Annotated in this window: 17 protein-coding genes and 2 pseudogenes (1 of these 19 only partly in view); 5 read left to right on the top strand and 14 right to left on the bottom strand. The window is 67.5% G+C overall.

The window, feature by feature from the left end; all coding sequences use genetic code 11:
• Positions 1–77: 77 nt before the first annotated feature.
• The 7 genes from Q0326_RS07125 to Q0326_RS07095 are packed head-to-tail and all read right to left on the bottom strand — an operon-like array spanning position 78 to position 7,636.
• On the bottom strand, positions 78–872 hold the full coding sequence (locus tag Q0326_RS07125; protein ID WP_298688602.1) for an alpha/beta hydrolase: 795 nt from the start codon (positions 870–872) through the stop codon (positions 78–80).
• On the bottom strand, positions 869–1,498 hold the full coding sequence (locus Q0326_RS07120) for a glutathione S-transferase (RefSeq protein WP_298688600.1): 630 nt from the start codon (positions 1,496–1,498) through the stop codon (positions 869–871). The genes Q0326_RS07125 and Q0326_RS07120 overlap by 4 nt, the downstream gene beginning before the upstream one ends.
• Positions 1,499–1,517: 19 nt before the next feature.
• Positions 1,518–3,059: an acetolactate synthase large subunit gene (locus tag Q0326_RS07115; RefSeq protein ID WP_298688596.1), complete on the bottom strand. Its 1,542-nt coding sequence runs from the start codon at positions 3,057–3,059 to the stop codon at positions 1,518–1,520.
• Between the two features lie 25 nt (positions 3,060–3,084).
• Positions 3,085–4,002, bottom strand: a complete 918-nt coding sequence (locus Q0326_RS07110) for a hypothetical protein (protein WP_298688594.1) — start codon at positions 4,000–4,002, stop codon at positions 3,085–3,087.
• Between the two features lie 4 nt (positions 4,003–4,006).
• Entirely contained in the window at positions 4,007–5,446 is a 1,440-nt protein-coding gene (locus Q0326_RS07105; RefSeq protein ID WP_298688592.1) for an NAD-dependent succinate-semialdehyde dehydrogenase, read from the bottom strand.
• A 10-nt stretch (positions 5,447–5,456) separates the two neighbouring features.
• A complete protein-coding gene (locus tag Q0326_RS07100) occupies positions 5,457–6,605 on the bottom strand; it encodes a CoA transferase (RefSeq protein WP_298688590.1) in 1,149 nt (382 codons plus the stop codon).
• On the bottom strand, positions 6,602–7,636 hold the full coding sequence (locus tag Q0326_RS07095; RefSeq protein ID WP_298688588.1) for a CoA transferase: 1,035 nt from the start codon (positions 7,634–7,636) through the stop codon (positions 6,602–6,604). Before Q0326_RS07095 ends, Q0326_RS07100 begins: the two co-directional genes overlap by 4 nt.
• Before the next feature lie 331 nt (positions 7,637–7,967).
• On the opposite strand from Q0326_RS07095, the gene Q0326_RS07090 reads away from it, so the two are divergent.
• From Q0326_RS07090 to Q0326_RS07080, 3 genes are all read left to right on the top strand, one after another.
• Positions 7,968–8,879 carry a LysR substrate-binding domain-containing protein gene (locus Q0326_RS07090; RefSeq protein ID WP_298688586.1) on the top strand — a complete coding sequence of 304 codons (912 nt, stop codon included), beginning with the start codon at positions 7,968–7,970 and terminating at the stop codon, positions 8,877–8,879.
• Positions 8,880–9,004: 125 nt separating this feature from the next.
• The gene (locus Q0326_RS07085) at positions 9,005–9,889 is read left to right on the top strand and encodes an amidohydrolase family protein (RefSeq protein WP_298688584.1); all 885 of its coding nucleotides are present in this window, start codon (positions 9,005–9,007) and stop codon (positions 9,887–9,889) included.
• Between the two features lie 124 nt (positions 9,890–10,013).
• Complete coding sequence (locus Q0326_RS07080; RefSeq protein ID WP_298688583.1) at positions 10,014–11,291, top strand: MFS transporter; 1,278 nt, start codon at positions 10,014–10,016, stop codon at positions 11,289–11,291.
• A gap of 14 nt (positions 11,292–11,305) precedes the next feature.
• On the opposite strand, the gene Q0326_RS07075 is transcribed toward Q0326_RS07080, so the two are convergent.
• Positions 11,306–12,415, bottom strand: a complete 1,110-nt coding sequence (locus tag Q0326_RS07075; RefSeq protein WP_298688581.1) for an NAD(P)/FAD-dependent oxidoreductase — start codon at positions 12,413–12,415, stop codon at positions 11,306–11,308.
• Positions 12,416–12,545: 130 nt separating this feature from the next.
• On the opposite strand from Q0326_RS07075, the gene Q0326_RS07070 reads away from it, so the two are divergent.
• A complete protein-coding gene (locus Q0326_RS07070; RefSeq protein WP_298688578.1) occupies positions 12,546–13,952 on the top strand; it encodes an MFS transporter in 1,407 nt (468 codons plus the stop codon).
• On the opposite strand, the gene Q0326_RS07065 is transcribed toward Q0326_RS07070, so the two are convergent.
• The 5 genes and pseudogenes from Q0326_RS07065 to Q0326_RS07045 all read right to left on the bottom strand — a co-directional run bounded on the left by Q0326_RS07065 (position 13,942) and on the right by Q0326_RS07045 (position 18,276).
• The gene (locus Q0326_RS07065) at positions 13,942–15,342 is read right to left on the bottom strand and encodes a carbohydrate porin (RefSeq protein WP_298688576.1); all 1,401 of its coding nucleotides are present in this window, start codon (positions 15,340–15,342) and stop codon (positions 13,942–13,944) included. The genes Q0326_RS07070 and Q0326_RS07065 overlap by 11 nt on opposite strands.
• Positions 15,343–15,687: 345 nt before the next feature.
• A complete protein-coding gene (locus Q0326_RS07060) occupies positions 15,688–16,260 on the bottom strand; it encodes an NAD(P)-dependent oxidoreductase (protein WP_298688574.1) in 573 nt (190 codons plus the stop codon).
• 32 nt (positions 16,261–16,292) lie between these two features.
• Positions 16,293–16,676 (bottom strand): annotated as a pseudogene (locus Q0326_RS07055) (hypothetical protein); the annotation flags it as partial.
• Positions 16,677–17,037: 361 nt separating this feature from the next.
• Positions 17,038–17,451, bottom strand: a complete 414-nt coding sequence (locus tag Q0326_RS07050) for a nuclear transport factor 2 family protein (RefSeq protein ID WP_298688572.1) — start codon at positions 17,449–17,451, stop codon at positions 17,038–17,040.
• A 72-nt stretch (positions 17,452–17,523) separates the two neighbouring features.
• Entirely contained in the window at positions 17,524–18,276 is a 753-nt protein-coding gene (locus Q0326_RS07045) for a glucose 1-dehydrogenase (RefSeq protein ID WP_298688570.1), read from the bottom strand.
• A gap of 111 nt (positions 18,277–18,387) precedes the next feature.
• Here Q0326_RS07045 and Q0326_RS07040 point away from each other — a divergent pair, with 111 nt between their 5' ends.
• Positions 18,388–19,293 carry a LysR family transcriptional regulator gene (locus Q0326_RS07040; RefSeq protein WP_298688567.1) on the top strand — a complete coding sequence of 302 codons (906 nt, stop codon included), beginning with the start codon at positions 18,388–18,390 and terminating at the stop codon, positions 19,291–19,293.
• Positions 19,294–19,371: 78 nt separating this feature from the next.
• On the opposite strand, the pseudogene Q0326_RS07035 reads toward Q0326_RS07040, so the two are convergent.
• Positions 19,372–20,058, bottom strand: a pseudogene (locus Q0326_RS07035) (hypothetical protein); it runs 255 nt beyond the window's last position.

Below are 20,058 nucleotides of genomic sequence, written 5' to 3'. Positions count from 1 at the left end.
CGGTGCCTTGGCCCAGCAATGCGCATCCAGACAAAAGGGGTCAACCGACTAAGCCTGTCTTTTCGATTGAGCTTATCTCACGCGACCGAGAAAGGCGCGACGTGACGCGCGATCGCATCGGCGACCGCGCGCGGTGCCAGGATCGGCATGGCATGGCCGCTGTCGATCACCGCGAAGCGTGCGTCGGCGATCGCCGTGGCGATCGGCTCGACCAATGCGGGCGGCCGCGTTCCGTCGTGCGCGCCCGCGATGACGAGCGTCGGCGCGGCGATCCGGGCGAGGGCATCGCCCAGGTCCATTGCGCACAGCATGCGGTAGGTCGCGGCATAGGAATGCGGGTCGTTCTGGAGCAGCCGCGCGCGCACCGCTTCGCGATCGGAGCGGCCCTCGAAATAGCGCTGCGGATAGCTGTGATCGAAGCGGAGTTCGATCCGCGCGCGCATCCCGTCGCGCTCGACCGCGTCGGCGAGATCGAGCAGCGCGGGGCGGCGATCGGGGGCGATGCCGGTAGCGGGCGCAAGCAGGACCAGGTGCGACACCCGCGCCGGATGGTTTGCGGCGAACCGTATCGCCACCGCCGCGCCGACCGCACACCCCGCCAGGACGATCGGCCGGCGAATGTCGAGCGCGTCGAGCAGCGCCGCGAGATCGGCGGACAGCGTCTCGACGCTCGGCGGCGCGGCGGGCTTCTCGGACAGGCCCGCGCCGCGCGCGTCATAGGCGAGGCAGGCGTAATCGTCCGGCAGTGCAGCGATCACGCCGTCCCAGCTTTCGAGGCAGCCGCCCATTTCGTGGAGCAGCACGACGATCGGGCCGTCGCCCGCGCGCCACCGGTAGCGCAGCATGACGCCGTCGGCGTCGATCCAGCTCACGCGGCGGGGGCCGGATTGTGCGCCTCGCTCGACAGGGGCGTCGCACGGACCGAACGGCGCTGCGCCACCTCGTCGAAGAAGTCGCCGAGCCCGGCCTCCCGCCAGTCGAGCGCAGGCAGGCGAAAATCGGCATAGGCGAGCGCGCCCGCCAGCGCGATGTCGCCGAGGTCGAACCGTCCCGCGGGTCTCGATCGCGCCTGTCCCGCCGCGGCGACGAACGCCGCGTCGAGCTTCTCGGTCAGCGCGGCGACATAGGTCGGCTGGAGCGGATCGGTGCGGCGGCGCTCGCCGAACAGCTTGACCATCGCCTCGGTCATCCCCTGGCCGAGCGCGTGGCGCGCGAGCACGTCCCAGCGCCCGTCGCCGGCAGGCGGGATCAGGCGCCTACCGCCGGCCTGTTCGTCGAGATAGAGGCAGATGACGAGCGAATCGTAGAGCGCCGTCCCGTCCGCCAGCCGCAGCGCGGGGATCTGCCCGAGCGGATTGACCGATGCGACCTCGGCATCGCGGCTGGTGTTGCTCACCACGCTCGGGCGATGCGCGATGCGATCGATCAGCCCGGTCTCGTGCGCCGCGACGACGACCTTGCGCACGAAGGGCGAGCGCGTCGAGCCGTAGAGGATCATGCCCGGAAGCTCCGCTCCATCAGAGCACCACCTCGATGAGGAAGGGCCCGTTGCGCGAAAGCCCGGCCCGCATCGCGCTGGAGAATTCCTCCATCGTCGTCGCGCGCGCGCCCTCGACGCCCATGCCCTTGGCGAGCGAGACCCAGTCGATCGCGGGATCGTCGATGTCGAGCATCGCGCTGGCAATCTTGCCGGCCTCGCCCGCGCCGACGTTGACCAGTTCGCCGCGCAGGATCTTGTAGGTGCGGTTCGCCCAGATCACGGTGACGACGTTGAGCCGCTCGCGCGCCTGCGTCCACAGCGCCTGCAGCGTGTACATGCCGCTGCCGTCGGCCTGGAGGTTGATCACCTGGCGATCGGGGCAGGCGACGGCGGCGCCGGTCGCGAGCGGGATGCCCATGCCGATCGCACCGCCGGTCAGCTGCAGCCAGTCATGCGGCGGCGCGCCCGCCGTCGCGGGGAAGAGCGTGCGGCCGCTGGTGATCGACTCGTCGGCGACGATCGCCTGCTCGGGCATCAGCGCGGCGATTGCCTGCGCCACCTTGTCGATGGTGAGCTCGCCGGTCGGCATGTCGGGGCGCGACAACGTCTGCGGCGCGACGTCGCTTGTCTTGGCGCCGAGCGCCTCGGCGACCGCGCGCAGCGCGCCGGTGATGTCGTCGCCGGGATTGGCGAGCGTCAGCACGCGGCAGCCCTCGGGGACGATCTCGCTGTTGCGGCCGGGGAAGCCGAAGAAGGTCACCGGCACCTCCTCGTCGACGAGGATCAGCGTGCGCATCGTGCTCAGCCGCTTGCGGATATTCTCGAGCGGATTGGGGATGCGGCCGATCGCGACGCGGCCCGCGCCGCGCTCGATCCGCGAGCTGCGCCCGATGCTCATCACCTCGGCGCCCGTCTTGGCGCCGATCGCCGCGGCCAGTGCGATCGGCTCGGCGCGCAGCCCCTTGTAGCCGACCAGCAGCATCGCGCTGCCCTCGCGCAGCGCGGCAACGACTTCCTCGACGACCTCGTTCGGCACCGGCTTGGGTGCAGCGGGCGCGGTGATCACGCCGACGACGCCGCCGTCGGTCCAGGCGGTGTCGGCGGGCAGGATCAACGTGGCGATCTGGCCGCGCGGCGAATTGGCGACCGCGATCGCATCCGCGGCGTCGGCGCCGACGCTGCGCGCGCTGCGCGAACTGCGCACCCAGTCCGAGACCGGTTTGGCGATCGACTGGATGTCCGAGGTCAGCGGCGAATCGAGGTGGAGATGGTAGCCGGCATGGTCGCCGACGATGTTGACGATCCCGCTGTGCGCGCGCTTGGCGTTGTGCAGGTTGGCGAGGCCGTTGGCGAGCCCCGGCCCGAGATGGAGCAGGGTTGCGGCCGGCTTGTCGGTCATCCGGTAATAGCCGTCGGCGGCGCCGGTGACGACGCCCTCGAACAGGCCGAGCACGCAACGCACGCCGGGGACGCGGTCGAGCGCCGAGACGAAGTGCATCTCGGACGTGCCGGGATTGGCGAAACAGGTGTCGACGCCACCGCGCAGCAGCGTTTTGACGAGACTTTCGGCGCCGTTCATTCGATCATCCTCTCGGGGTGCGGAGCTAGTCCGTCCAGGTCTCGCTGCCCGCGACGAACAGGCTGTCGACATCGGGGCGATGATCGATGAAGCCCTGTTCATGCAGGAAGCGCGTCAGCGTCTCGACCGCGCGGCGATTGCCGTCGGTGAGGCCGTAGCGGGTCGTGTCGTCGCCGTCGGCAACCTGATCCCAGACGCGCTCGGCGAACGGCAGGAAGCCGGCGCTCAGCTTGCGGGCCAGCGCGCGGCGGCGGGCGGCGACATAGGTGTCGAACAGGTCGCGCGCGAGCGCATCGTCCGCCGCATGCTGCTCGTGCAGGACGACGGTGTGCATGATCGGGAAGATTCCCGTCGCCTCGAAATAGGCGCGCTCCTGCGCCGCCGGGAAGGGGATCAGGCAGCGCAGCGCGGCGCGGTCCTTGGGCTTGCCGGTGACGATCGCGTCGATCTCGCCCGCGATCAGCATCGCCTCGAGATTGCCCGCGCGGACCTCGCTGCGGATGCCCGCGGGCGTCGGGAAGCGTGGATCGGGGCCGGTGACCCAGTCGATGTCGCGCCAGTCGAGTCCATGGTCGTCGTGGAGATGGCCGCGCGCCCACACCGCCGCGGTCATCGCGAATTCGCTCACCCCGACGCGCTTGCCGGCGAGTTCGGCGGGGCTTTCGAGCGGGCTGTCCTTGGCGACGAAGATCGCGCTGTTGCGGAAGGCGCGGCTCGGGAAGACCGGGATCGCGGGCAGCCGCCGCGCGCCCGTCGCGTGCAGCATGATGTGGTTGGCGAGCGAATATTCGGTGGCGTCGAACGGCTGCCCGCCCAGCACCACCTTGCTCAGCGCCATCGCGGGCGTGTGGCGGTAGGCCAACGGGCGTCCGCCGCTCGCCCCGGCGAAGTCGAGCGTATGCTCGTAATCGCCGCCCTTCACCTCGATCGGGTCCGCCGTCATCGGATCAGCCCAGCGTCGTCACGAACTTGGTCGCGAAATAGGCCTCGATCGCCTCGCTGCCGCCTTCCGAGCCATAGCCCGAATCCTTGACGCCGCCGAACGGCGTCTCGATCAGGCCCAGGCCCTGGTGATTGACCGACACCATCCCGCTTTCGATCGCGGCGGCGGCCTGGTTGGCGGTCGAAAGCGAGCCCGAATAGACATAGGCGCCAAGCCCGAAGGGCAGGCGATTGGCCTCGACGATCGCATCGTCGAACGTCGAAAAGCGCGAGAACAGCGCGACCGGGCCGAACGGCTCCTCGTTCATCGCGCGCGCGTCGATCGGCACGTCGGTGAGCACGGTGGGCTGGTAGAAATGGCCCTTGTTGCCGATCCGCTCGCCGCCGGTGCGTACCGTCGCACCATGGCGCACCGCGTCGGCGACCATCGCCTCGATCGCCTCGACACGCCGGCCATTGGCAAGCGCCCCCATCTCGATGCCCTCGTCGAGCCCGTTGCCGACACGGATCTGCGCCATCTCGGTGGTGAAGTGGCCGACGAAGCGGTCATAGGCCTCGTCCTGCACGAGGAAGCGCGTCGGCGAGACGCAGACCTGGCCGGCGTTGCGGACCTTGTTCTGTGCCAGCATCTTGGCATTGGCTTCGAGATCGGCGTCGGCGAACACCAGCACCGGGGCGTGGCCGCCGAGCTCCATCGTCACGCGCTTCATGTGCAGCCCGGCCAGTGACGCGAGCTGCTTGCCGACCTGCGTCGAGCCGGTGAAGGTCACCTTACGCACGATCGGGTGCGGAATCAGATAGCCCGAAATCTCGGCGGGCGAGCCGAAGACGAGGTTGACGACGCCCGCGGGAAGCCCCGCATCGGCGAGCGCACGGACCATTTCGGCGCACGACGCCGGCGTCTCCTCGGGGCCCTTGATAACGATCGCGCAACCCGCCGCGACCGCCGCGCCGACCTTGCGGATCGCCTGCGAGATCGGGAAGTTCCATGGCGAGAAGGCCGCGACGACGCCGACGGGCTCCTTCTCGACGCGCTGGACGACGCGGCTCGACCGGCCTGGGATCGTGCGGCCGTAGATGCGCCGTGCTTCCTCGGCGAACCATTCGAGGATGTCCGCGGCGGTATGGACCTCGACCACGCCCTGCGCGAGCGGCTTGCCCTGCTCCTGCGTCAGGATGTTCCCGATCGTGTCGGCGCGCTCGCGCAGCAGAGCCGCCGCCTTGCGCAGCGTCGCGCTGCGGTGTGGCGCGGGCGTCTTGCGCCAGACCTTGAAGCCGGCCTCTGCGGCATCGAGCGCGGCGTCGAGATCGGCGATCCCGGCATGGGCGCAGGTGCCGATCTGCTCGGCGGTGGCGGGGTTCTCGACCGCGAGCGTCTTGCCGGAGGCGGCGGGCTGCCAGGCGCCGCCGATGAAGAGGAGCGTGTCGGGATAGGCGGTGGTCATAAGTCTGTCCTTATGCTGCACGAACGGTCGGAACTTCGATGGCCCCGACCTCATAGAGCGCTGCGATCTCCGCGTCCGTCATTTTGGCGACGCGGCGCAGCACCTCGTCGCTGTCGGCGCCGATGGCGGGCGCCTCGCGGGAGATGCTGAGCGGCTCGCCGTCGAACTGGAGCGGGAAGCCTTTGGCGAGATCGCCGGCGGGTGTCGACTGGAGCGCATGAGTCCACACCGCATCGCCCGCCGCCATCACCTCGCGTCCGTTCATCGCGCGCGCGGCGGCGACGCCGGCGGCGTGCAGATGGTCGAGCGCTACCGATGCCGCCTGGCCGCCGATCCAACCAGAGAGGTCGGCCGCCGATGTCCCCAGCGAGGCGAGCGCCGACGACTGGTCGTCACGCACCGATAACGCGATCCAGCCGCCGTCGTTCGATCGGAAGCATTCCTGGACGGCATAAGGCGCCTGCGCATTGCCTGCGCGCGGCTCCTCGATCCCGGCCCCCGCCGCGACGAACGTCTCGCCGGACAGATAGGAGGTGAGCTCGCGCTGCGACAGGTCGAGATGGACGCCGCCGTCGCGCCGGTCACGACCGTGCCAGGCGGTGACGATCATCGAGGAGGCGAACAGCGCGACGATCTGGTCGGGATAGTTGAGATCGACGCCGCTCAGCGTCGGCGGGCCGCCCGCATAGCCCGTGGTCGTCGCCAGGCCCGCGACGGCCTCGAGCGTCGATCCGTAGGAGACGTAGCCGGCTTCGGGGCCGTCCTCGCCCTGGCTCGAGATCGATGCGAGGATGATCCGCGGATTGGCGGCGCGCAGCGTCTCGAAATCGAGACCGAGCTTCTGCAGGACTCCCCGGCGGAAATTCTCGACGACGACATCGCTCTCCCGCACCAGCTTCAGGAACGCCTTGCGACCGAGCGGCTGCTTGAGATCAAGGCTGAGCCCGAATTTGCCGCGGTTGGTCGCGCGGAAAAAGGGCGAGAGATCGGGGTCGGCGTCGATGGGCCGATCCGACAGCCAGCGCCGGAACGGATCGCGATAGGTGGGCGACTCGATCTTGATCACCTCGGCGCCGAAATCGGCGAGCACCGCCGATGTCGCCGCGCCCGCGGTGATGATGCCGAGATCGAGCACGCGACAACCTGCCAGCGGCTTCATGCGCGGATCTCCGCCGCGGCGCCGCTGCCGAAGCGCGCGCCGTTCCAGATCACGGGGGGCAGGGGGCGCAGCACCGACGCGCCATCACGGTCCGCGGACCGCTGGAGGAAATGGCGCGCAACATATTGCGGATCATGTTCGAGCTCGGCGGGGGTCCACACCGGCCCGAGCGGGATACGCCGCGCGAGGGCTATGTCGCGAAGCTCGGCGCGCGTCTTCGTCGCGAAGGCATGCTCGACGACGGCGTTGATCCTGGTCGCATCGCGACGCCGTTCGAGGCGGTCCTCATACCGCAGTTCGTCGAGGCGGTGGTCGCCCACCAAAAGCTTGAGCTTGGGCCAATCGGCCTCGAGATAGACCAGCGCCAGCCAGCCATCGGCGCAGCGGATCGTCCGCCATTCGGCACCGTCGCCGAGCCGGCTCGGCACGCGCGCGCTCCAGCTGCCCATCGCTACGCTCTTCCAGTTGAGCCAGACCGCGACGTCGGCGATGTTGACGCGCAGCGTATCGGGCGCGCCGCCGCCCTGTCGCCGGCAAAGCTCGCCCGCGATGCCGGCATAGACTGCGAGGCCGGCCGAATAAGCGAGCTGATGACCGCCCAATCGTAACGGCTCGGCGGCGGGATCGCCGACCAGATCGAGCAGGCCGCCGACCGCAAGCAGCGTGAACTCGCTATCCGGCACGTCGGGCCTTTGCGCACGATCGCTCACCAGGACCACCGATGCGCGGCCGGCATCGGCGCCTACGATGTCGCGGAGGATGATGTCGGCCGATCCGCCTTCCATCACGCGTGCTGCCGGTGCCTGTTGCTTGTCGCGATCGATGAAGCGGGACAGCGCGGATTCGCCGTCGACCAGCGGGTCGATCGCGCGACGCGCGCGCAGCAGCGGCGCCTCGACCTGGACGACGGTCGCGCCAAGATCGGCCGCGACCCGGCCCGCGAACGAGATTGCCAGCCCGACCGCGATCGAACATTCGTCGGACAGCCATTCGACGATCCGAATTCCCTCGAGAGGCGCCTTTACCTTCACCCGTCCCCATCCACCTTTTTCAGGACGATCCGCCGGCCGTCACGGATGGCGCCTTGTCGGATCGACCTGTTGCGTATTTCTCGCGCCGGCCATCGCCGTATGTCCCTCGAAACTGGCGTTAAGGGGCGTTTGGGTCAAACGACTAAACCTGCCGGTTGCGTGAGCGGTGATCATCCAGCGCGGCGCGGATCGGCGGTATCGCGTGCTTTAGGATGCGGAGCGGCTCGTGACCGGTCGTGTGGCGATGCGGGCGGCGCCCTTAGCGCAGGGTCTTTTCAGTTCCGGACATATCCGCTATGAAGTTGAGAAATAATCATACAGGAGAGGTGCGATGGCGCCGCGTCTTCCGCCGCTGAACGCGGTCCGTGCGTTCGAGTCGGCGGGCCGTAACCAGAGCTTCACGCTCGCCGCGGACGAGCTTCACGTCACCTCGGGTGCGATCAGCCGGCAGATCCATACGCTGGAGGATCATCTGGGGTTCGAGCTCTTCCGCCGTAGCCACCGCGAAGTCCGTCTCACCCCCGAGGCCGCCGCCTATCTCGAGACGGTCAGCGACGCGCTGGAGCGGATCGAACGCGGCACGTCGCGGCTCGTCGATGCGCGCAAGCAGCGGCTGCTCCACATCCACAATTCGATCACCTTCACCTTGCGCTGGCTGGTGCCGCGATTGTCCGGCTTCCACGCGGCCTATCCCAAGACCGAGATTCGCCTGTCGACCGCGCTGCCGTCCGCCGCCGAACTGATCGCCTCGCCGACCGATGTCTCGATCCAGATCCGCGACGAGGCGTCGGTTCAAGCGCTGTCGACGCTGCAGCACGACCGGTTGATCGATATCGAGCTCAGCCCGGTGTGCAGCCCCGAATATCGCGACCGGTTGCGGCTCCGCGGCGGCGTCGAGAGCTTTAAGGACGTCACGCTGCTTCATTCGATGATGCGCCCCAACGACTGGCGGTCCTGGCTCGGTCTCGCGGGCGACAGCCCGATGGACCCGTCGTCCGGAATCAAGTTCGAAAGCTCGAGCCTGGCATTGCAGGCGGCGGTCGAGGGCGTCGGCGTCTCGATCGCGACGCGCCTGTTCGTCACCAAGGAGCTCGAGAACGGCACGCTCGTCACGCCCTATGATCTCGTCTTCCGCGACGGCAGCGGCTTCTATCTCTCCTATTCGCAGGCGGCGGCGCAATTGCCGCACGTCGCCGAGTTCCGCGACTGGATCACTGGCGAGGCGCGGCGTTCGCCGAATTGACGGCGTGCTGCGACTTTTCCTCAAGCGAGACCGAACGATCCTCGGTTGAAGCGCCATGCCGGGATCGGCAGACGATGCTGCCCGGTCCGGCCATGCGCCCGACTGAACGAGGATAGACGCTGCTCATGGCCCCCCCCGAACCCGCCGCGCTCGTCGCCATATCGGCCTGTACGCCGCCCGCACGCGCACTGCCACCGGGGGCGTGGGACTGTCACTCGCATGTCTTCGGCATGCCCGACGCCTATCCCCTGCTGTCGCCACGCCGCTACGATCCGCCGTTCGCGCCAGGCGAAGGCTATCTCGCGATGCTCGATACGGTCGGCTTCGCGCATGGCGTCATCGTCCACCCGTCCGCCTACGGCTATGACAATAGGTGCACCGCCGACGCGATCGCGCTGGCGGCACACAGGCTGTCGGGTGTCGCAGTCGTCGATCCCGCGATCAGCGACGCGCAACTGGAAGCGCTCGACGTCGCGGGCTTCCGATCGATCCGCTTCACCGTCACGCCGCGTGCGCGGGCGCACGAGGGATCGCTCGACTTCGACGATCTCGATCGGCTGGCGCCCCGCATGCGCGCACTCGGCTGGTATGCGGATATCTGGGCGACCTGCGACGAAATCGTCGCGGCGGGCGACCGGCTGGCGGGCCACGGCCTGCCTGTGATGATCGATCATATGGGCTATTTCGACGTCGCGGCGGGGATCGATGCCCCCCTGTTCCGATCCTATCTCGCTTTGCTGCGCGACGGCGATTTCTGGATCAAGACGACGCCGATCCGGCTCGTGCGCGGCGATCCGACCGCGGAGGCGATCCGGCCGTTCCACGACATCCTGCTCGAGACGCTGCCCGATCGCGCGGTGTTCGGATCGGACTGGCCGTATCTGAGCATGGACGACGCGCGCCCCGATACCGGCCGGCTGGTCGACCTGTTCGACGCCTGGACGCCCGACGACGCGCTGCGCCAACGCATCTTCGTCGACAATCCGGATCGCTTCTTCGCGCGTCGATAAGGCAATACTGACTGCGGAAAGCTCATCCATGCGAAGCAGGTTTGTAGCTTGACCGGCGGATGCCAAAACTCCGATCACCGCCCAAACACCCCGCCGCAATACCGGGGGATGGAGAGGTAACCGAATGGCTCCGGCAAGCGACGAACGGGAATTCACCAAGGCCGGGATCTACGCCGCGATCGCGGCGTGGATCGGCATGGTGATCGGCCCCAATTCGATGGTCTCGGCGTCGATGAGCCTGTTCATCAAGCCGCTCACCGGCGAATTCGGGCTGACCCGCACCGAGGTCTCCGCGCTCCTGCTGATCTCGCCCTGGACGAACGCGATCTTCTCGCCCTGGGCGGGGCGGACGATGGACCGCTGGGGCCTGCGCCGCGTGCTGCTGCCAGGCGCGCTGCTGTTCGCGGTGGCATCGATGGCACGCGGCTTCGCGACGTCGCCGTGGCAATTGGCGATCGGCTTCTTCGTGGTCAGCATTGCGTCGGCGATGAACAGTTCGGTCGGCTATGCGAAGCTCGTGTCGCTCTGGTTCTCCAACCATCGCGGCGCCGTGCTCGGTTGCGCGATCGCGCTGGGCGCCGGCTTGGGATCGGCGATCGCGCCGCAGGTGATGCGGATCGTGATCCAGGATCATGGCTGGCGCGTCGCCTATTTCTCGCTGGGCGCGTTCGTGCTCATCCTACCCTTGCCCGCGCTCTGGTTCCTGATCCGCGAACCGGCCAAGACGGTCACCGAGCGCGCGCTGGCCGCCGGGCAGCTGCTGCCGGGGCTCACCCGCAACGAGGCGGTGCGGACCAAGAGTTTCTGGCTGATCTTCTTCGCGATCCTGCTCGCCTCGATGGCGCTGATCGGGACGACCGCGCATGCGGTGCCGCTGCTCACCGAACGCGGCTTCTCGTCGCTGATCGGGACGACGGTGGTCTCCTGCTTCTTCTTCGGGGGCGTCGCGGGGCAGCTGACCGCGGGCTTCATCGCCGATCGCGTCAATTCGCAGCGCGTCGTGCTGCCCTATTTCGCGTCGGCTCTGGTCGGCGCGATGATCGTGCACCGCGCGACGAGCGTCCCCGTGCTGCTCGGCGGCGCGCTGTTCATGGGGCTGGGGCAAGGGGCGGAAATCGCGTTCGCGGCCTATCTCACCTCGCGCTATTTCGGCCTGCGCGCCTATGGCAGCATCTACAGCATCTTCTATGCGGCGAGTAACATCGGCATCGGCATCGGGCTGATGAGCATGGGGTTGGCGCACGATCATTTCGGCACCTATCGCCTGATGGCCTATGTGTTCGGCGCGGCGCTGATAATTGCGACGCTCTGCATCGCGCTGCTCGGCCCCTATGCCTATGCGAGCCGGAAGACGCTGGCGCGCGTCGCGCCGCTGGACGATGCTGCGACCGGCAGCCGGTGACGCCGCGGCCAGGCTCAGCCGAGTTGCCGGACCATCGCTGCGACATGCTCGCCGATCGCCAGCGACGAGGTGAGCCCCGGCGATTCGATCCCGAACAGGTTGATCAGCCCGGCGACGCCATGATCGCGCGGCCTCGAGATGCAGAAATCCGCCGCGGGCTCGCCCGGCGCGCTGATCTTGGGCCGGATGCCCGCATAAGCGGGCGCCAGCGCGCCGTCGGGCAGATCGGGCCAGTAGCGCCGGATCGCGCCGTAGAAGCGATCGGCCCTCGCCGGATCGACGTCATAGTCGATCGTGTCGATCCATTCGACGTCGGGCCCGAACCGCGCCGCCCCCGCCATGTCGAGCGTCAGGTGGACGCCGAGGCCGCCGGGCTCGGGCAAAGGATAGACGAGGTGGCTGAACGGCGCGCGACCGCTCAGCGCGAAATAGACGCCTTTGGCATAATGGAGCGCAGGGATGTGATCGGGCGCGAGCGCACCCATCGTCCGCGCCAGCGCCTGCGCGCCGAGCCCGGCGGCGTTGATCAGCAGCGGCGTGCGCAGCGACGGCGCCTCGTCGCCGGCGAGCGTGACCAGGACGTCGCCGTCGCCGGCCTCGATCGCGTCGACCGTCGAGGCGAGCACCACCTGCGCGCCGTTCGCTTCGGCCTCGCCCTGCAGCGCCAGCATCAGGGCGTGGGAATCGACGATTCCGGTCGACGGCGAGAACAGCCCGGCGACGCCGGCGAGCGCGGGCTCGATCCGGTGCAGATCGGCGCGATCGAGCGGGCGAAGATCGTCGACGCCCGCCTTGGCGGCGGCGGCGACGATCGGATCGAGCCCGCCAATCTGGTCCGCCGAGGTGGCGACGAGGATCTTGCCGCAGCGGCGATGAGGCACACCGCGCGCCGCGCAAAACTCGTAGAGCAGCGCCTTGCCGCGCACGCACAAGGCGGCCTTGAGCGATCCCTCGGGATAATAGAGCCCGGCGTGGATCACCTCGCTGTTGCGCGAGCTGGTGACCATGCCGATCCCCTTTTCGGAATCGACGACGATCGGTTCGCGCCCGGCCAGAGCCAGCGCGCGCGCGATCGCCAGTCCGACCACGCCGCCACCGACCACGATGCTATCTGCTTCATACATGACCGGTCAGAAGTCAGACCGCATCGCGCGTGTCGACGGAAATTATCGCATCGTCGGGTGATCTTTGATCATAGGAAGATGGCGACGATCGAACCGAAGAAGGCGCTTTGACCGCTTTATGACATCACCGATGACCGACCGTCGCGAGTTCATCCCCTGGATCGTCGCCTGCGCCCTGCTGATGCAGAATCTCGATTCGACCGCGGTCACCACGGCGGTGCCGCAAATGGCGCATTCGCTTGGCGTCGCGCCGATCAAGCTCAGCGCGGCGGTGACGTCCTATGTGCTGGCGGTCGCGGTGTTCCTGCCCGCGAGCGGCTGGGCGGCAGACCGGTTCGGCGCGCGGACGATCTTCGCGACGGCGATCGGGCTGTTCACCTTGGCATCTATGGCGTGCGGACTGGCACCCGACCTGACGTCGCTGGTCATCGCGCGCGTGGTACAGGGTATCGGCGGCGCGATGATGGTGCCGGTGGGACGGTTGATCCTGGTGCGCAGCGTGCCGCGCGAGCGGCTGATCCAGGCGATGGCGCGGACCACGACGCCCGCGCTGGTGGGGCCGGCGCTCGGACCGCTCGCAGGCGGGCTGCTGACCAGCTACGCCTCGTGGCGATGGATATTCTTCATCAATCTCCCGATCGGGATCGTCGGCATCGCGCTTGTCCTGCTGCTGGTGCCCAACATCAAGGGCGAGCGCGAGACACTCGGTCGCTTCGATCTCACCGGCTTCCTGATCTCGGGCGTCGCGCTCGGATCGTTCGTGGCGGGGCTGGAGGGGCTGAGCCGGCCGGGCGGCGTCTCGGGCGGTGTGATCCTGCTGCTGCTCGTCGCGGCCGCCGCGGCGATCGGCTATTGGGCGCACGCGCGCCGCTGCGCCCGGCCGGTGATCGATCTCTCGCTGTTCCGCCACGCCTCGTTCGCGGCGGGGGCGGGCGGCGGCTCGCTGTTCAGGCTGGGGGCGGGCGCCTTGCCGTTCCTGATGCCGATGCTGCTCCAGGTCGGTTTCGGCATGTCGCCGATCGCCTCGGGATCGACGACCTTCCTCACCGCGATTGGCGCGCTGACCAGCAAATCCTTCGCGCGGCCGCTGCTGCGCAAGCTGGGCTTCCGCGTCGTGCTGGTGGGCAATGCGCTGGCGAGCGGCATCGTGCTCGGCAGCCTCGCGTTGATCAGGCCGACGACATCGCATGCGCTGCTCGTCGTCGCGCTGTTCGTCGGCGGGATGCTGCGGTCGATCCAGTTCACCTCGATGAACAGCGTGACCTATGCCGACGTCGCCCCGGCCGAGGAGAGCCAGGCCAATACGGTGGCGAACGTCGCGCAGCAATTGTCGATCAGCGTCGGCGTCGCGGTGGCGGCGATCATGCTCCAGCTCGCGCAGGCGATGCGCGGATCCTCGCACCTGACGGCGCCCGATTTTCCGCCGGCCTTCCTGCTGATCGGGCTGTTGACCGCCGCATCGGCATGGTGGTTCGCGCGTCTCGACGCGGGGGCGGGTGCCGCGATGACCGGCCACGTCCGCCGCGTCAGTAGTTGATCACGATGTTCGAGATCGCGGTCAGCGCGTGGCCCGTCTCGGTGGTGTAGGCGATCGGGGTCGGGTGGTTGGTATAGCCGAGCCCGAGGCCGACGGTGACGCCGCGGATCACGTGCGCGCTGTAGGACACCGTCGCCGACTTGGCGTCGTCATGCGCAAGCCCGCCCGTCTGCCGCACCGCATCGACATAATCCTTGCCGAACACATTGTCCGCGAGGATCAGCGATATCATGTCGTGCGGCCGGCTGCTGATCAGCCCGATGCCGTAGAAGCGCGCCTCATAATATTGGCTGAAGCGGTTGATCCGGGGCGGGGCGTACATCGCGGAAAAGCCGACGTAGAGGCCGCGATAGGCGGACTTCTTCGCCTTGGAGATCTGCAGTATCTGGTGGTCGCCGAGCACGTAGATGCCCCATTCGCCGCGGATGCGACCGGGCGTGAGCGCGTTGTTGTATTCGCTGGTCGACTTCATCAGCGCGGCGCGCAGCCAGAGCTGCTTCTCTCCGACGTCGCTTTCGGTGCGATAGCCGACCTCGTTGATGTAGAAGGTGCCGGCATGCGCGACGCTGGGGGTGAAGCCGGTGGGGTTCTCCATCTTCTCGGTGACGGTGCCGTCGGGGCTGATCGCCGCCTGGATGCCGAACTTGTCGTAGAAATGGCCGAGGTTGAGCTTAATGTTCATCCCAGGCTTGGTGTAGGAGGTGGTCGACAGGCCGATCTCCGCCGGGATCGACGCGCTCGTGCCGAATACGCCCGCGGCGAAATTGCCCGCGATATAGGGGTTATAGAATTCGAAGCCGTTGGCCATGTAGCCGGCCTTGACCTCGATCATCTTGTTGAAGAAGCTTTTGTAGATCGTCAGCGTCGACAGGCTGAGCTGGCGCGGCCCGCTCGGGTTCCACGTCGTCTTGAACACCTGGAGGCCCGCGGTCAGCTGCGCGTCGCCAAGGCCAAGGCGGCCGAGATCGTAATCGACGAGGAACGGCGTGCCCCAGCCCACGGTGAAGCGCTGCCCGGAATATTGCTGCGTGCCGCTGCGACTGGCGTGCAGCGTGTTGTAGAAGAGGTTGGTCGGCGTGTAGCCGAACCAGCCGATCCCGATCGACGCCAGTTTCTCGCGCAGGCCGCCGGCATCGCCCTCGATCGTGTCGGCGGGCCCGGGCAGCGGGATGTCGTAGCCCTTGATGCGGACATTCTCATATTGCTTGTCGGGATCGGCGTCGGTGGCGACGCTCGGTGCCAGGCCGTTGGGTGCCTCGTTCGCGGCGGGCGGGTTGGCGCCCTCCTGCTGCGCCAGGGCCGGCGACGATACGCTCGCGATCATCGCGAAACAGGAGACGGAGCCCGCCAGCGTGACGGCACGAGCGCCGAATATCTTCGCAATACGCAATATCGTTACCTTATTCTTGCTATCATCGACCATCCTGCCGGACATCGACGTGCCGGCATCCGACGCCCTTTGGGTTGTCGTCTCCTGTCCGCGGCGTGGCGATGCGGCGTTTCTCGGTCAAACGAGTAACGTGACGCTTCGCGTGAGGTCCGCTCACGCAAGACCGGCGAGAAACAGGGCTGGACTGCGCACGGTCTTGTGCGTTCGTGAATGCGGCCGACCCACATCCGACGTGTCCGTTCTCCTGCGAAAGCAGGAGCCCAGGGGTTCAGACGCTAAGGGCTCTTCAGCTGGGCTCCTGCCTACGCAGGAGTGAATGAAGCGCGCGGGTTGCTGAAAAGGCCTCTAGCCTTGTACCACCGGGCTTTCCGGCACGGGCGTGATCGCCCGGCCTGTCGCGAACCACGCCGCCAGATTGTCGACGAGCAACTGCCCCATCGCGGCGCGTGTCTGTTCGGATCCGGATCCGATGTGCGGCAGCAGCACGACGTTGGACATCGCCAGCAACGGGGCGGGCACGTGCGGCTCCTTGTCGTAGACGTCGAGACCCGCCGCCAAGATCGCCCCCGATCCGAGCGCCTCGACGAGCGCCTGCTCGTCGACGACGCTGCCCCGTGCGACATTGATCAGCACGCCGTCCGGCCCCAGCGCGGCGAGGACCTCCGCGTCGACGAGATGGCGGGTGCGGGCGCCGCCCGGGACGAGCATGATCAGCACGTCGCACGCGCGCGCGAGATCGACGATCGTGGCATGGTAATCATAGGGTACATCCGGCTGCGCGGCGCGACCATGATAGCGGACGACGACATCGAAACCGGCCAGCCGCCGGGCCACCGCCTTGCCGATATTGCCCAGCCCGACGATACTATCTGCCGCCCGCGCAGCGTCGGCGACAGCGGGAAGGCGCCGCTTGGCCACTGTCCGTCGCGCACGAACCGATCCGCCTGCGGAATGCGGCGCAACGTCGCGAGCAATAGCCCGATCGTCAGGTCGGCGACCTCGTCGTCGAGCACGCCGGGCGTGTTGGTGACCACGACGTCCCTCCGGGCAGCCGCGGCCGTATCGACGTTGTCGTAGCCAACACCGAAACTGGCGATGATCTCGAGATGCGGCAGGCGATCGAGCAGCGCATCGCCGACTTTGCGAACAGCGTATTCGTCGCCAGTCCGCGAATCCGCGAGCCAACGGTCTTGAGGAAGTCGCTCTGGTCGGCCTGCTCCCAAAGGCGATGCAAGACATAGTGCGCATCGAGTTGCTCGACGACGGAAGGAGTGATCGGGGCTGTCAGCAGGACATCGGGTCGGCTCATGGCAACCGTCTATTGCAACGGGCACGTCGATGCGAGGAATGGGTGTAGCACTCCGGAAATTTCGAACAGCACGCTTTTGGCCTCTGAGCGGCAGCTTGTGGCCGAAGCGGTCGCTCGAGCGTCGGCACGCGAATGTCGTAATCTGGTGGGGTGCGGTAGGCGTGGCAGTCGGATCCGGAACGGCCGCTATACCCAGTTCGATCGCCAAGAGCGGACTGGAAGGAATCACCACCACATGCCGTGCAACGTTCGCGGCGTGATGTTTAAAGCTGCCGCGCCGGTAGATGAACAAATGGCCGGTCTTGGGAGGCGTTCAAGCGACCTCGGATGACCGCAAACGCTTCTTCGCCGACAGAATGTGGTGACGGCGCTACCGCTCGCTGCTTCTAGATTTGGCCACTGGTTCGGCGGAACTCCTCCGAAGTTTCGTCTAGGAACACGTAGAGCGCCGCGATTTTTCGGTCCTTCACGATGATGACGTCCCACCCTGTGTATGCCACGGCTCCGCCGCTCGGCCCCGAGTTCCACGCAAGCCGCCCGGCATTATGGACGACCTGCGGACTCCCGTTAGGCGTGTAGACGAAGCTGGGATGGGTCGACCTCAAAACCCCTGCGACCCTGTTGATTCCCGCACGACCGACGACCGGGCCCGATGGCACGTAGAGGACGCCATCCTCGGCCCAGAGCGCGTCAATCGCGACGCGACGGCGGTCGTCGTCGCCTTCGCCGAACACCTCTTGAAGGTTGCGGTCGAGCAGCTCGCGGATCCGCTCAGCGGTTTCGGCGGATTCGGTGGGCACATCGTGTCTCCCTATCGTCTCACCGATGGTAGCCGGGGGACCGAGCCGCCGGCTACCACATGATGTCGCTTGTCAGATCTGGGCCTGGCCACCATCGACGAACAGTTCGACGCCATTGACGAAGCTCGCCTCGTCCGACGCCAGGAACAGCACGGATTTCGCGATTTCTTCGGGCTGCCCGATGCGACCCAGCGGGATCAGACCGGCGAGATAGTCCTTGGTGCCCTGCGCCTGATCACCGCCGCCGAAGAGTTCGTCGAGGCCGGCGGTCTCGGTGACACCGGGGCTGACCGTGTTGACGCGGATGCGGCGGTCCTTGAGGTCGAGGATCCAGTTGCGCGCGAAGTTGCGCACCGCCGCCTTGGTCGCCGAATAGACGCTGAAGGACGGCGTGCCCGAGATGCTCGTGGTCGACCCGGTCAGAATGATCGAGGCGCCATCTTTCAGCAGTGGCAGGGCCTTCTGCACGGTGAACAATACGCCCTTCACATTGGTATCGAAGATGCTCTGGTAATGCTCTTCGGTGATCGCCCCGAGCGGGACCATCTGCCCGCCGCCGGCGTTGGCGAAGACGACGTCGATCTGCGCGTGCTTCTGCTGGACAGCATCGTAGAGACGGTCGATGTCGGCAAGCTTGGCCATGTCGCCCCGCACGCCGGTGACCGTGCCGCCGATCTGCTTCAGCGCGGCGTCGAGCGCCTCCTGACGACGTCCGGTGATGAACACCGAGGCGCCTTCCGCCGCGAAGGCCTTGGCGGTCGCCAAACCGATGCCGCTCGTGCCGCCGGTCACCACCACCACCTTGTTGTCGAACCTGTTGCTCATTGTCTGTCTCCGTCATGCCGGCGTGCTGCCTTTGCCCGACGTAGATGCGATACGGACGATGATGCGTGTAGTCGGCAGATATGGCACTCAGCGTTCTATAGGAGGAACGCTGTGCGGATCGATCTCAACGACTATGCCTATTTCGCCGAGGTGGTCGCGCATGGCGGGTTCGCCGCGGCGGGGCGCGCGTTGCGCGAGCCGAAGTCGAAGCTCAGCCGGCGCATCGCCGGGCTGGAGCATCGCCTGGGCCTGCGCCTGATCGAGCGATCGAGCCGGCGTTTTCGCGTCACCGACACTGGCCAAGCCTTCTACGAGCGGTGCCGGGCCATGCTGGCCGAGGCGGAGCAGGCCGAGGCGCTCGTCGTGCAGGCGCAGGCCGAACCGCATGGGCGCATCCGCTTCAGTTGCCCGACAGGCATGGTACAGCCGATCTCCGGACTGATCTCATCCTTCCTGGAGCGCTATCCCAAGGTTCGGCTGCAACTCGTCGCGACGGATCGCGCGGTGGATCTGATCGATGAGCGGATCGACCTCGCGCTGCGGGTTCGGGGCAGCCTTACCAGCGACGCCGCGCTGACGATGCGCTCGCTCGGGGTGTCGACCCGCATCCTCGTTGCGTGCCCCCAAATCGCCGGCACGGTGGCGCGTGTCGAGCAATTGGCATCGCTGCCGACCCTGGCGACGAACGATGCCGCGGACAGCCTCGAATGGTATCTGGAGGCCGACGACGGCGGGAAGCACGTCGTGCGGATCGCGCCGCGCTTCGGATGCGAGGACATGGCGGCGGTACGGGGCGCGGCCATAGACGGTCTCGGCATAGCGATCCTGCCCGATCATGTCTGCCGAGAGGCGCTCGAGACGGGGCGTCTTGTGCGTGTGCTGCCGGCATGGCGCGGGTTGCAGGGCATTGTGCACTTGGTCTTCACGACCCGGCGTGGCCTGCCGCCGGCCGTCCGCGCGCTGATTGATCACTTAGCTGTCGGGTTCCCGCGAAACGTCTCGCGCCGATCTCCGTGAACCATGCCCTTCTTTCAGGGCAGATCGTGGGTCGTTGCCGACGAAATGGCACAGCCGAAAGCGAAGCCCGGCGAGGCTTCACCCACCGTCCGGCTTTTGATTGAGCTTGCCTGTCAGCATGAGCTTGCGAACGTCATCGGCGGTTTGGTTGGCGGCGCCGAGCCGCTCGATCAGCTGCGCGGGCCGGCTGCCCCGCAGGCCCGCCAGCGTCAGCTCCTTGTCCCGGACGTAGGTGTACATGCCGCTGACGGCAAAGGTGGTGACATAGCCGATGTGCTGCTTCTGCGCCTCGATCGTGCGAGAGAAGACGTCGCTCGCGAAGAAGCGCCGCCTGGAAAGCGGCGTTGCGAAGGTAAGGTCCAGGATCGCCAGGCGCTCGCGCTCCGGCGGCACGGCGTGGTCCACATCTGGGGCGGGTGGTGCCGGCTCGGCATTGTCATACGCCTGCGGCAGATGCAGCCGGACGCGCAGGAGCGCAGGATCTGAGGCCAGCGTCTCGGCGAGCGTCGTCATGAAGCCGGCGAACGCTTCCGCGTCCTTGCCGCCCGGTCCGAAATGGACGTGCATCCGGTCGAGCGCGTCGTTGCCGTTAGGGTTCGGGTCGGCAATCCGATCTACCAACGTGCGTGAGCCCTGCGGCAGCGCATAGGCGACGGTGGCGGCAAACATGTTCTGCTCGTCGGAGAACAGAATGGACGACGCCTCGCCGAAAATGGCCTGATCGGCTGCGTCGGCGAAGCCGATCTCCACGCCGCCATCGAGACC

Origin of the sequence: uncultured Sphingomonas sp. (assembly GCF_937859915.1) — a bacterium.
GTDB lineage: Bacteria > Pseudomonadota > Alphaproteobacteria > Sphingomonadales > Sphingomonadaceae > Solisphingomonas.
Note: the sequence above shows the minus strand (reverse complement) of the source record. Positions and strands in the feature narration are given on the sequence as shown.